The 12,504-nt window shown below is 55.0% G+C and carries 11 protein-coding genes; 10 read left to right on the top strand and 1 reads right to left on the bottom strand.

Going from position 1 to position 12,504, the window contains the following annotated elements; all coding sequences use genetic code 11:
* Positions 1–203: 203 nt before the first annotated feature.
* Positions 204–2,228, top strand: coding sequence for a methyl-accepting chemotaxis protein (locus MELB17_RS07160; RefSeq protein WP_036183886.1), 2,025 nt, complete (start codon positions 204–206; stop codon positions 2,226–2,228).
* 109 nt (positions 2,229–2,337) lie between these two features.
* On the opposite strand, the gene hemN is transcribed toward MELB17_RS07160, so the two are convergent.
* Positions 2,338–3,759, bottom strand: coding sequence for an oxygen-independent coproporphyrinogen III oxidase (gene hemN, locus MELB17_RS07155; protein WP_227498825.1), 1,422 nt, complete (start codon positions 3,757–3,759; stop codon positions 2,338–2,340).
* Between the two features lie 196 nt (positions 3,760–3,955).
* On the opposite strand from hemN, the gene MELB17_RS07150 reads away from it, so the two are divergent.
* From MELB17_RS07150 to MELB17_RS07110, 9 genes are all read left to right on the top strand, one after another.
* Positions 3,956–5,488, top strand: a complete 1,533-nt coding sequence (locus MELB17_RS07150) for a cryptochrome/photolyase family protein (RefSeq protein ID WP_007349505.1) — start codon at positions 3,956–3,958, stop codon at positions 5,486–5,488.
* 39 nt (positions 5,489–5,527) lie between these two features.
* Positions 5,528–5,992, top strand: a complete 465-nt coding sequence (cadR, locus tag MELB17_RS07145) for a Cd(II)/Pb(II)-responsive transcriptional regulator (protein ID WP_007349504.1) — start codon at positions 5,528–5,530, stop codon at positions 5,990–5,992.
* An 87-nt stretch (positions 5,993–6,079) separates the two neighbouring features.
* Complete coding sequence (locus MELB17_RS07140) at positions 6,080–6,727, top strand: cation diffusion facilitator family transporter (RefSeq protein WP_007349503.1); 648 nt, start codon at positions 6,080–6,082, stop codon at positions 6,725–6,727.
* Between the two features lie 160 nt (positions 6,728–6,887).
* Positions 6,888–7,337: a c-type cytochrome gene (locus tag MELB17_RS07135; protein ID WP_007349502.1), complete on the top strand. Its 450-nt coding sequence runs from the start codon at positions 6,888–6,890 to the stop codon at positions 7,335–7,337.
* Positions 7,338–7,346: 9 nt separating this feature from the next.
* Positions 7,347–8,762 carry a cbb3-type cytochrome c oxidase subunit I gene (locus tag MELB17_RS07130; RefSeq protein WP_007349501.1) on the top strand — a complete coding sequence of 472 codons (1,416 nt, stop codon included), beginning with the start codon at positions 7,347–7,349 and terminating at the stop codon, positions 8,760–8,762.
* 78 nt (positions 8,763–8,840) lie between these two features.
* Complete coding sequence (locus MELB17_RS07125; protein WP_007349500.1) at positions 8,841–9,806, top strand: 4Fe-4S binding protein; 966 nt, start codon at positions 8,841–8,843, stop codon at positions 9,804–9,806.
* Between the two features lie 12 nt (positions 9,807–9,818).
* Positions 9,819–11,642: a nitric oxide reductase activation protein NorD gene (locus MELB17_RS07120; protein WP_007349499.1), complete on the top strand. Its 1,824-nt coding sequence runs from the start codon at positions 9,819–9,821 to the stop codon at positions 11,640–11,642.
* A 1-nt stretch (position 11,643) separates the two neighbouring features.
* Positions 11,644–12,228, top strand: a complete 585-nt coding sequence (locus MELB17_RS07115; RefSeq protein ID WP_007349498.1) for a cytochrome c oxidase subunit 3 — start codon at positions 11,644–11,646, stop codon at positions 12,226–12,228.
* Positions 12,229–12,240: 12 nt separating this feature from the next.
* Entirely contained in the window at positions 12,241–12,480 is a 240-nt protein-coding gene (locus tag MELB17_RS07110; RefSeq protein WP_007349497.1) for a cytochrome C oxidase subunit IV family protein, read from the top strand.
* Positions 12,481–12,504 lie beyond the last annotated feature (24 nt).

Below are 12,504 nucleotides of genomic sequence, written 5' to 3'. Positions count from 1 at the left end.
CCCTAGATAGGTATTCTGCGTAGTAATACTAAGCTAGACGTTAATCTGCTTCTTTCTTAGACTCCCACCACCGTCCACATCTTAAGTTGTCAGATTCCCATGAGCACACTTCTCCCGACTGGTCTTGGTTTAATCCTTTACACCAAAAAGACAGGCACGCCTGACTCACCATCAAAAACCGGCCCTCTGCGCAGGAGAACGCTATGAATTGGCTTAGATCGTTATCTATGCGCAGCAAACTGATAGCTCTTGTTTTACCGGTGCTTTTGGCCATGCTGTTGTTCGCCAGCCAAAGCGTCATCAGCAACTATGGTGATTTAAAAGGGATGCGTGAACTGCAGGGCATGACTGACCTCGTGGCCCTTGCCGATCCTGTGCTCGACGCTCTTCAGGTAGAGCGCGGCCGTTCCGCCGTTGTGTTGTCCAGCGTTGCCGGCAGCGATGAAAGACGCGCCGCAGTACAGGCGCTGCAAACCCAGCAACAGCGCACCGATCAACAGCTGGCAGAATACCGTCGCCAGCTACCCGATATGATGCAGGCCCAAAAATTTGATCCTGGTGTTCTGTCCACTATCGAAGAATCTCAAAGCAGCCTGTCGAACCTGGCCACTTTGCGTCAATCCGTACTGGATGGCCGCGTGACACCCCCGGAATCAGCAGCGCGCTATACGGCTTTGATCCGCCAGCTGATTGACCGCATTCCATTGATTATCCGCCGCACCGACAACGCCGAACTGACCCGCCAGGTAAACGCTTATTTGAATATGGCTGAGGCCGCCGAGAACGCAGGGTTTGAGAGGGCCCAGGGCGCATCATTGATCAACGCCGGTGATTTCAATCTGGGCCGTCTGCAGCAGCTGGCTGAATTAGCCGGTGCACAAAGCGGGCACATGAGCGCAGCCATTGCCATGCTGCCGAGGGCCTCACCACGGCGCCAGAGACTGGTGGATTTTGAAGCGTCGAACCAAAGCCTTGCCTTGACTGAAATGCGCAACACACTGTTCAGTTCGGCCGCGGGTATATACGCTCTTGATACCAATGGATGGTTCGACGCAACCACCAACCGTATTCAAGCCATGAACCAGGTTCGCATCCTGATATTGGATGAAACCCACAACAGAGCCCAACACCACGTTGACAACGCTCGCTCAAAACTTATCACCGCAATAGTGCTGGCGAGCCTGGCTGCGCTGATTGCCCTGGTGCTGATGGTACTTCTTGTTCATGCGATTAACCGGCAAATAACCAATTTACTCGACGGCATCCGTTTTGCCATGGACAACAAAGATCTGCGCCAGCCCATTGTGATTACCAGCAGCGATGAACTTGGGTCCTTTGGTAAAGCCACCAACGAGTTATTCAGTGTGTTCGGGCGAGCACTGAAACTGATCGACCAGTCCAGCATACAGCTAGCCACGGCGACCGAAGAGACCAGCTCCACCGCGAGCCATAATGCGGAGCAAATCCGCAGCCAGCAGCAACAGATCGAGCAGGTTGCAGCGGCAACCGAAGAAATGTCTGCCACGTCAGAAGAAATTTCACGCAACGTGCAGCAGGTGGCAGATGCGGCCAACAGCGCTATGGCGAAAAGCAAAACCGGCGAGCAAGTGCTGCACAGCAGTGTTAGCCGTATCCGCTCGCTGGCAGATTCGGTGCAGCAGGTTAATAAGGTGATTGCAGAGCTGGAGGAGCGCAGCAGCCATATCAGTGACGTAGTCAATGTGATTCGTCAGGTAGCAGAACAGACCAACCTGCTGGCCCTGAACGCCGCTATTGAAGCCGCCCGCGCCGGTGAGCACGGCCGCGGCTTTGCGGTGGTAGCCGACGAAGTGCGGACTCTGGCACGCCAGACCCATGAATCGACCACCCGCATCGAAGATATCATCAAGGGCGTGACGGATATGACCGCAAGCGCCAGCCGATCCATCATAAGTAGCCACAAGTTGGCGACTGAAACCAGCCAACAGGCCGAAGAGCTGGAACAGACCTTTGCGGATATTCTGGCCGACGTTAACAACATTTCAGGCATGGCCACGCAGATTGCCGCTTCTTCTGAGGAGCAGGTATCGGTCACCCGAGAGGTCGCCGGCAATATGGAATCGGTTAGCGAATCAGCACTGCTGACCCTGACCGGCTCCCAGGAAATCACCCAGGTGACTGAAGAGCAGGCTCGCCTGGCGCGCCAACTGCATGACCTGGCCAACGAGTTCAAGGTTGCCACGGCTTAGATTTAACGGTGAAAAAAAAGGGTGCCGTGAAGGCACCCTTTTTTATGTTCCAGATTGCTTTAACAGAAATCAAGGTAGGCTTACCAGAGTAGAACTGCCCGAATAAACATCAGATAATTCGTGAAAACCGCTGAGTGGCCCCTTCTTTGCGATAGGCATCAAAAATCTGACAAATGGCACGAATAAGCAGCCGTCCAGCGGGCTGCACCTGCAGTACGCGGCCGTTATCTGCAATTAACTCATCTGCCATCATTGGCTTAAGGCGCGACAGCTCATCGGCGAAATACTGGTCAAAATCTTCGTTCCATTCGGCGGCAAATTGCTGACGATCCAGACGGAACTGGCAGATCAGCTGGCCTATTACCCAGCGTCGCAAACGGTCGTCACGGGTCAGGTTCACGCCTTTTGTGATCGCCAGTTGGCCTGAATCTATCGCGGCCTCCCAGGATGGCAGATCGTGGTTGTTCTGGAAGTATGCGTCATCGGTCTGGCCAATGGCCGACACACCCAAAGACACCAGATCGCAATCCGAGTGGGTGGTGTAACCCTGGAAATTGCGATGCAGGCGACCGGCGCGCTGGGCTAGCGCCAGGCTGTCATCCGGTTTGGCAAAGTGGTCCATACCAATGTATTCGTAGCCGGCAACCAGCAACCGATTAATGGTGTTGTGCAAAATAGTCAGCTTTTGCTGCGGCGTGGGCATGGTGTCGCCCTTGAGCCGTGTTTGCGGGTAGAACCGCTCTGGCAGATGGGCGTAGCTGAACACCGACAGCCGGTCTGGCGACATGTCGATCACTTCTTCCAGTGTTGCCGCAAAGCTGTCCGGGGTCTGGTACGGCAGGCCGTAAATCAGGTCAAGGTTAATGGAACCAAAGCCCAGGCGGCGCGCTTCATTCAGCACGCCGCGGGTCATTTCTTTGGATTGCACCCGGTTGACCGCTTTTTGAACCTGAGGATTCACGTCCTGCACGCCCAGGCTGATGCGGTTAAAGCCCAGCTCCCACAGGGTAGACAATGTGTCTTGGTCTACTTCGCGCGGGTCGATTTCGATACTGTAGTCGTGGCTGCCATCGGTTTGCAGATTGAACAGTTCGCCGTAGCCGTGTATCAATTCGCGCATCACATCGCGGGGCAGGAACGTTGGCGTTCCGCCGCCCAGGTGCAACTGTTTCACCGGCCGGTCAGCACCGAATAATTCGGCTTGCATGGCCGCTTCTTTCAGCAGGCGCTGCACATAAGGCTGGGCATTATTACGTTTCTTGGTGATCACTTTGTTGCACGCGCAGTAGTAGCACAGGTGCGCGCAAAACGGGATGTGAGTGTACAACGACAGCGGTCGGCCGGTGGCCTTGCTGCGTGCGGCCGCCTGCACCATATCGTTAATCGGATACGTCTGATTGAATTCCACCGCCGTAGGGTAAGAGGTATAGCGCGGGCCGCTCAGGTCGTAGCGGCGAATCAGCGCGTCGTCCCAGGTAAACTCGGGCAGAATAATGGTGTCAGAAGACGGAACTGCGGTTGTGGAAGCCATAAATAAAAACTCTGAGCGCCTTGGATATGGAGCAGGCTGTAAACCGGCATCGTAACCGTGTTTCAGCGCAGCCATTTTGATTCGAATCATCTGTGAAACCGGCAACAGTATATCAAATCGGAAATAACCCAGCTGTTGCGCTTGTTGAGTATGTTGCCTACCCCTTTTGGAACACACACTGTTTGGATAAAGCACTATGGCTAACCTGATTTTGATTCTCGCAGACCAGCTAACGCCAGGCCTGAGCGCTCTGGAAGGCGCCGATCGCGATACCGACCGCATTGTTATGGCGGAAGTTCACAGCGAGGCCAGCTACACCAACCACCACAAGAAAAAACTGATACTGCTGTTCAGTGCCATGCGCCATTTTGCCAGCCAGCTGGAAGCCGACGGCTACAGCGTGCATTACCAGCGCTATCACCCCGATAACACGGCGCAAAGCCTGGAACGGGTGATGGCCGAGCAAATAAACGCCCACCAACCCGAGCGCATTATTACCACCGAGTGCGGCGAATGGCGTCTGCACAACATTATCAGCCAGTGGCATAAAGCCCTGGGGGTGACCACAGAAATTCGCGTGGACACCCGTTTTATTGCCACTAAACAAGAATTTGCCGACTGGGCCGAAGGTCGCAAACAGCTGCGCATGGAGTATTTCTACCGGGAAATGCGGCGTAAAACGGGGCTACTGATGACCCCAGAGCAAAAGCCTGAAGGCGGCGAATGGAACTACGACGCCGAAAATCGTCGCAAATGGACAGGCAAACCACCTGCTCCAGCGCCGTTCCGGATCGAACCGGATGCCGTCACCCAGGAAGTCATCAACATGGTTGAAGAGCACCTCGGCGATCATTTCGGCATCAGCGAAGACTTTCATTTTGCAGTGACCGCCGCCGACGCCGAGAAAGCCCTGGAACACTTCATTGACTACGCCCTACCCTGCTTTGGCGACTACCAAGACGCGATATCTGACCACGAAGACTGGTTGTTCCATTCCATATTGTCGCCCTACATAAACTGCGGTTTGCTAGACCCGCTTACCGTATGCGAGCAGGCGGCCCAAGCCTGGTACGCTGGGCGTGCGCCCATCAATGCGGTGGAAGGATTTATTCGTCAAATAATCGGCTGGCGCGAGTTTGTACGTGGTATTTACTGGCTGCACATGCCCGAGTACGCCCGCAACAACCAGTTGGGCAATGACCGCGCCCTACCCGGGTTCTACTGGACCGGCGACACCCGCATGCGCTGTATGCACAAAGCCATTGATGCCACCCGCCGTAATGGCTACGCCCACCACATTCAGCGTTTAATGGTTACCGGCAACTTCGCCCTGCTGGCTGGCATTACGCCGGATGACATTTGCGACTGGTATCTGGCAGTGTATGTGGATGCCTACGACTGGGTGGAACTGCCCAACGTGCTGGGCATGGTGATGCACGCCGACGGCGGCTATTTAGGCTCAAAACCCTACGCAGCCAGCGGTAAATACATCCAGCGCCAATCAGACCACTGTAAAAACTGCCATTACAAAGTGGCGAAAGCCACCGAAGACGACGCTTGCCCGTTCAACTCGCTGTATTGGCACTTTATTGACCGCCACCGCGATCAGTTCGCTAAAAATCCGCGCATGACTATGATGTATCGCAATTGGGAAAAACAAAAACCGGAGCGCCGCGACGCTTTGCTGAAACGCGCCAATTATCTGCTAGACAACCTGGACAGCCTGTAAAACTTCCGGGCAAGATCAACCATCAGGAAACCCCATGCGATGAAAATTGGTGAGGTATCCGGGCACGCATCCGTTCCCGTCGAAACGATTCGCTACTATGAAAAAATCGGTTTGCTACTAAAACCGGATCGAGACGCCAGCGGTTACCGTGTTTATGGCAATGTACACTTGAGTCGTCTTTTGTTTATTAAGCGCTGCCGTAACCTTGACATGACTCAGGACGAAATCCGCGAGTTGATTCGGCTGTCCGAAAACCCCGAAGCAGACTGCCATGAAGTGAATGCACTTCTGGCCCGTCACCTGAACCACGTGCGCGACCGGTTGAGTGAACTCGCGAATCTTGAAACGGCTTTGCAGCATCTGCAACAGGCCTGCTCAAAGACAGGCACCGTTGAGCAATGCGGCATTATGGGGGGCCTGAGTTCAGAGCTGGACGACCTGTCTGGCAACAACACAGACCAGCGCAATCACGTGCCCGGAACTCATAAACCGAGTAACCACTAAAACTTTTCGAAAACAGCTTGCCGGATATTGACCCTGTAGCTACTACAGGGTTTTTAATACACACCTACTTAATAAAAGGAGGTGTGTATGGCGTGCGGTTGCTCTGGTCCAGTACTAAAATCCCCGGCTCCGGGTTTTCGTCGCGCACTGTTGATTGCCCTTTGGGTTAATCTGGCCATGTTTTTTGTGGAAGGTGCTGCCAGTTTGCAATCTGGCTCCGTTTCCCTGATGGCGGACGCCATCGACTTCTTTGGCGATAGCGCCAACTACATTCTGTCACTTTCCGTTCTGTCCCTCGGCATGCTCTGGCGCGGGCGCGCGGCCATGGTTAAAGGTATTACCATGGTGGTGTTCGGCATAGTGGTTTTGGCCCGTGCGCTGTGGGTGATGGAACAGGGCGTTACCCCCGAACCGTTTACCATGGGCACCATTGGGCTGCTGGCGCTGATTGCCAACGTAGGCGTTGCATTGGTGCTTTTTCGGTTTCGGGATGGCGACTCTGATATGCGTTCAGTCTGGCTGTGCAGCCGAAATGACGCCATTGGTAACCTGGCCGTGATGGCAGCCGCTCTGGGCGTGTTCGGAACGGGAAGCGCCTGGCCGGATCTGAGTGTTGCCGCCATTATGGGCACCCTGGCCATATCGGCCGGTATCAGCGTTGTGCGCCATGCTCGAATGGATATTTCTGAGGCCAAAAGCCCCGCTGGCACCGAAGTAAAGACGGTGTTCCGCTAACCGAAAAACCTGCCAATCCTGCCACATACCTCTTTAGAGGTAACTCCCTTGCCTGCTGGCATGAAACCTCACAACGACCGATAATATTCATTACTGATACATCTTTTTGGCTCATTAATGAGTTCGTCAGGTAGTTCAAATCAACCAAGGGGGCATTCCAATGGCCGAACGCTTTACCAAAAGCATGGCCAGAAACATCTATTTGGGAGGAAGCACGTTCTTCATCCTGCTGTTTCTGATTCTGACTTTTGACACTCAATCGCGGGCGTTGCCCGAGCGAGATAACCGGGACCAGCTCACCGAGCAGGTTGTTAATGGCAAACACGTCTGGGAAAACAACAACTGCGTTGGCTGTCATTCTCTTATGGGTGAAGGCGCTTACTTTGCACCGGAATTGGCCAACGTATTCGACCGCCGCGGCGCCGGCAACAGCGACGTGTTCAAGGCGTACATGAACGCCTGGATGAACGCTATGCCCACCAACGCACCCGGCCGCCGGCAAATGCCGCAATTCAACCTTACAGACCAGGAAATCGAAGATCTGGCATCGTTCCTCGAATGGACGTCCAAGATTGACGATAACGGCTGGCCACCCAACATCGAAGGTTAAGGAAAAAATATGAAATACGAGTCTCAGCGGGTCGCCATGCCCTACTTCATCTTTGCCTTAATTCTGTTTGCCGGCCAGATCGTTTTCGGTCTGATTCTGGGCCTGCAATACGTGGTGGGTGACTTTCTGTTCCCGGAAATCCCTTTCAACGTTGCACGCATGGTTCATACCAATCTGCTGATCGTCTGGCTGTTGTTCGGCTTTATGGGCGCAACCTATTATCTGGTACCGGAAGAAGCGCAAACCGAGCTATACAGCCCGCTGCTTGCGCGGATTCTGTTCTGGGTATTTGCCGTTGCCGGCACGCTGACCATTCTGGGTTACCTGTTTGTGGATTACGCCACTCTGGCGGACATCACCATGAACAAACTGTGGCCCACCATGGGCCGGGAGTTTCTGGAACAACCGACTATTACCAAAATGGGCTTGGCCCTGGTGTTCATCGGGTTTTTGTTCAATATTCTGATGACTGCCCTCAAAGGCCGCAAAACCGTGGTCAATATTATACTGATCACTGGGCTGATCGGCCTGACCGTGCTGTGGATGTTCTCCTTCTACAACCCCGAAAACCTGACCACCGACAAGTACTACTGGTGGTTCGTAATACACCTGTGGGTTGAAGGCGTGTGGGAACTGATCATGGGCGCCATCCTGGCCTTTGTGCTGATCAAAATCACTGGCGTAGACCGGGAAGTCATCGAGAAGTGGCTGTACGTCATCATTGCCATGGCGTTGATTACCGGCATCATCGGCACCGGTCACCACTTCTTCTGGATCGGGCCATCCGAATACTGGCTGTGGCTGGGCTCGGTGTTCGGCGCACTGGAACCGATTCCGTTCTTCATGATGGTGCTGTTTGCCTTCACTATGATCAACCGGCGCAAACGTAATCACCCCAATAAGGCCGCGACTCTGTGGGCTATGGGCACTGCTGTGATGGCTTTTCTGGGAGCAGGCGTGTGGGGCTTTCTGCATACGCTGGCACCGATAAACTACTACACCCACGGCAGTCAGATCACTGCGGCCCATGGCCATATGGCGTTCTACGGCGCCTATGTGATGATCGTGCTCACCATCATTTCCTACGCCATGCCAATCATGCGCGGCCGCCCTTACGGCAACAGCAACGAGGCCCAGGTGGTGGAAATGTGGGGGTTCTGGTTGATGACCATCTCCATGGTGTTCATCACCCTGTTCCTGACGGGTGCAGGCATCCTGCAAATCTGGCTGCAACGTATGCCAGAAAGCGGTGAAGCACTGTCGTTTATGGTCACCCAGGACAAGATCGCAGTGTTTTACTGGGCGCGCCTGATCGCTGGCTGCTTCTTTTCCGGCGGGTTGGTAGTGTACTTCTGCAGCTTCTTCATTAAGGGACAAGCGTCTTTTGACGACGAAGTTCGTGGCCCCGCACGTCAGGACGCGTAAGCCCGCCACCCTGAAACCCATAGGGTAAATCCATAGGGCCGGAACACGTTTCCGGCCCTGCTTATCCGGAACGCAATTGTGACCGTGCAGCACGCGAATCCCAAAGACACACTTCAGGACAAGCGGCTGATCACCCGTGCTGCTTTCTTCGGGTTGTTCCTGCTGGCACCGGTGCTGAATATCTTTCGCTATGACCTGACGGAGACCCGGTTTGTATTACTTGGTTTTCCGCTCTCGTTCAATCTGAATCTCGACTGGGTGGTGCAAAGTTCTCCTGTAGACGTCGCCAGCCAGATACTGCTGTGGTTCATTCTTCCCATTCTGGTGCTGGTTCCCCTTGTACTCTGGGTTGCCTGGAAGTGGGGACGAATATACTGCGGCTGGCTGTGCCCGCATTTCTCTGTAGTGGAAACAATCAACCAACTGATGACACGTATTACCGGCCGCCCGACACTCTGGGAAGCCCTTAAAAAAGGCCGCCGCGGCAAGGTCATACACTGGGCGGGCTTGTCACTAGTTTGCGGTCTGATTGGTTTTTCTTGGGCCCTCGCTCTGCTTTCTTACCTATTGCCACCCATTCCGTTATATACGGACTTGATCACTGGCAACCTGGCGTTTTACCCGAGCATTTTTCTCGCCGCAGCAACCACGGCTTTCACGCTGGACTTTCTGTTTGCCCGCCATCTTTTTTGCAAATACGGTTGCGTGTTCGGCGTCGTACAGAGTATTGCCTGGATGGCCCATGGCCGCGGGCAGCTAGTGACCTTTGACACCCGCCGCGCCGAGGCCTGCCGCGACTGCACAAAAGCCTGCGACGAGGCTTGCCCTATGCGCCTGCCTACTCGCAGCCATAAACGCGCAAAGTTTTCCTGCACCCAGTGCCTGCAATGCGTGAGCGCCTGCCGTGAGGTGCAAAAAAACAACCCAGAAGGCAGCCTGCTGCACTGGCAACCGGGCGAGCCCAGCCGGCAGACTGTTCTGATTCCCAGCCACCAGCTTGGCAGCAAACCCGCCAGACAGCGGGCTGAACAGCGTCTGAGATGAGAGAAACTTAAGATGGAAGAGTGGGTCGGCTACAAGTGGCACGAATACATTACCCGCCAGGCTCTGGGGGAATTCCCCGAGCACGCCGTGTATCTAAAAGACGAAGCTCGCAGCCTGGGCATTGTTTTCCGCGCCTTCGGCGGCGATCCGGCGCTAAGTCTGGTGACGGCAGAACCCAGGCACTTTCGCCTGCGCCGACGATTTTTGCACAAAATCGCCGGAACACACCGCAAATTTGAACTGGCCTGGCGGGATGAGCAAAATCTGCGCCTGCCGGAAAGAGTGGCTAAATTCCCTTCCAAACGCCTGAACCGGGAACTCTATATATGGCTGGCCGCACTCGCCGCTAACCCGGCTCCGGCTGATCGTGACTGGTTTACCGGCAATCAGGCGCTGGTTCAGGATGTGATCGCGCGTTGGCCGGGGCTGGAAGGTGTTTATCAACGCCTGGTAAAACAGGTTTTGCGCGGGCGCCCCGAACCAGAAAGCCTTTCGGCCGGGGAAGCCATCCGTGAACAGGCAATCCGCCAGGCGCTTATCCATCCGGGCAGTGTTCCTGCCCTGCCCGCTGCGGGAACCGATCCCTGGCCGGTCATTCTTTGGTTATACCCGGCTCTGGAACAGGAGAAAGCCAACGGACCGGTCACCGGCGATGAAGATACTCAATCCAGCCCCGGGGGGCGGACCAAAAAGAACAAGCGCCGCCAGGCAGAACGAGTGGACGCTTTTGATCGCGATCAGGGGCTGATGATTTTTCGTCTGGAAAGTCTGTTTTCCTGGACCGACTTCATTCCGGTTGACCGAGCCGGCGACGACACCAAGGAAGAAGATGCCGAGGCAGTTGCAGACGATATGGACATGATCTCTGTGTCCAATGACCGCAAGGAGACGTCGTCGTCTATCAAGTTTGACCTGGATCTGCCCTCGGAAGAACACGACGACCTGCGCCTTGGCCCGGGCATTCATTTGCCGGAGTGGGACTGGCGCAGCCAGAGCTACCGGGAAGCATTCTGCTGCGTGCAACCGATGCTGGCAAAAGATGCCGCGCCTGCGGAGCTTCCGGAAGCACTGCGCCGACCCGCCAAACTTCTGCAGCGCCAGTTCAGCGCGCTAAAACCCCTCAAACAGTGGCACAAACGTCAGCTGGACGGAGACGAGCTGGACCTGGACGCCTGCCTGGAAAGGGAGGTTCAGAACCGGCGCAGCCAGGGCGCAATCGATCAGAAGCTGTTCCGCCGCTGCCAACAAAGCCAGCGCGACCTTGCCTGCTTGGTGCTGGCGGATGTGTCGCTCTCAACCGAGACCTATATAAACAACCATCAGCGCGTCATCGACATTGCCCGGGACGGCTTGCAACTGCTCAGCGAAGCCTTACAGGCCAGCCGCGACCCCTTCGCGCTGTTTGCGTTTTCATCGCGACGGCGCGACCACGTGCGATTTCATCACCTGAAGGGTTTTGATGAAGCCTATACCAGCACCATTCGGGGCCGAATTCAGGCGCTGGAACCGGGCTTTTATACCCGCATGGGCGCCGCGATTCGTCAGGCTACCAAGCTTTTAGGGGCGCGCCACGAACAGCAGAAGGTCCTGTTGCTGCTGACCGATGGCAAGCCCAACGATTTGGATCTCTATGAAGGCCGCTACGGTGTAGAAGACACACGCATGGCGGTGCAGGAAGCCATCAAAGCTGGCCTGACACCGTTTTGCGTCACCATTGATGACGAGGCCAGCGAGTACCTGCCCTATGTCTTCGGCAGCAATAATTACGTGGTGATTCGCGACCCGGCACAGCTGCCGTTGCAGCTCCCCAAACTCTACCTGAACCTGACACAGTGATATGACAGGTCTGATTCTTGAGCCGGAGTTCGATCGCCATCAGCTTCCCGGCGACATCGCCGTGTGGATGTTCATTTTCGCCGAGCTGGCGGTATTTGGAGTCATGCTCATCGGTTTTGCCGTGGCCCGCAGCCTCGACCCAGCTACCTTCCACGCCGGCCGCGAGCTTTTGCACCCCTGGATCGGGCTGCTGAATACCTTCGCACTGATCAGCTCCAGCTATCTGGTCGCGACTGCGGTTCACCAATTTCGTGACAAGCTCTCCGGCGTGCAGTGGCGCCTGTGGCTTGCGGTTGCTGTCTCCTGCATTTACACCGTTGGCAAACTTTATGAATACGTGGATCTGTACAGCCAGGGCTATAACCTCGGCACAGATACCTTCTTCATGTTTTATTTCTTCCTGACCTTCTTCCACTTTATGCACGTGATACTGGGGCAGATTGTTTTGATGGTGCTTGCCGTAAAAATAGGCAACGGAGACTACGATGGCTCCGACATGAACGGCATCGAATCTGGCGCCTCCTATTGGCACATGGTGGATCTGGTATGGCTGGCACTGTTTCCGATGCTTTACGTACTGGCTTAGAGAGGGCTAATAATGCTGACGGTTTATTTTGCTTTGATGATTTGCACGGCCTTGCCGGTCATTGCGCTTAAAGCCGGTATAAGCCCTGAATTTCTGGCCTGGCTGGTTTTCGGGATGGTGATCGTGAAATCCTTGCTGCTGGTGGACCACTTCATGGAGATGAAAAAGGCACCGCGCGGATGGCGGTTGGCGGCCCAACTATGGGCGCCTATGGTGATTGTTGCAGTTGCCGGGTTTCATGCAATCACTTGAGTGATTTAACTCTCTCCAGCTCCT

This window comes from Marinobacter sp. ELB17, from assembly GCF_000169375.1.
In the GTDB taxonomy this organism is placed as follows: domain Bacteria; phylum Pseudomonadota; class Gammaproteobacteria; order Pseudomonadales; family Oleiphilaceae; genus Marinobacter.
The sequence above is the reverse complement of the archived record's forward strand: the minus strand, read 5'-3'. Positions and strand labels throughout refer to the sequence as shown.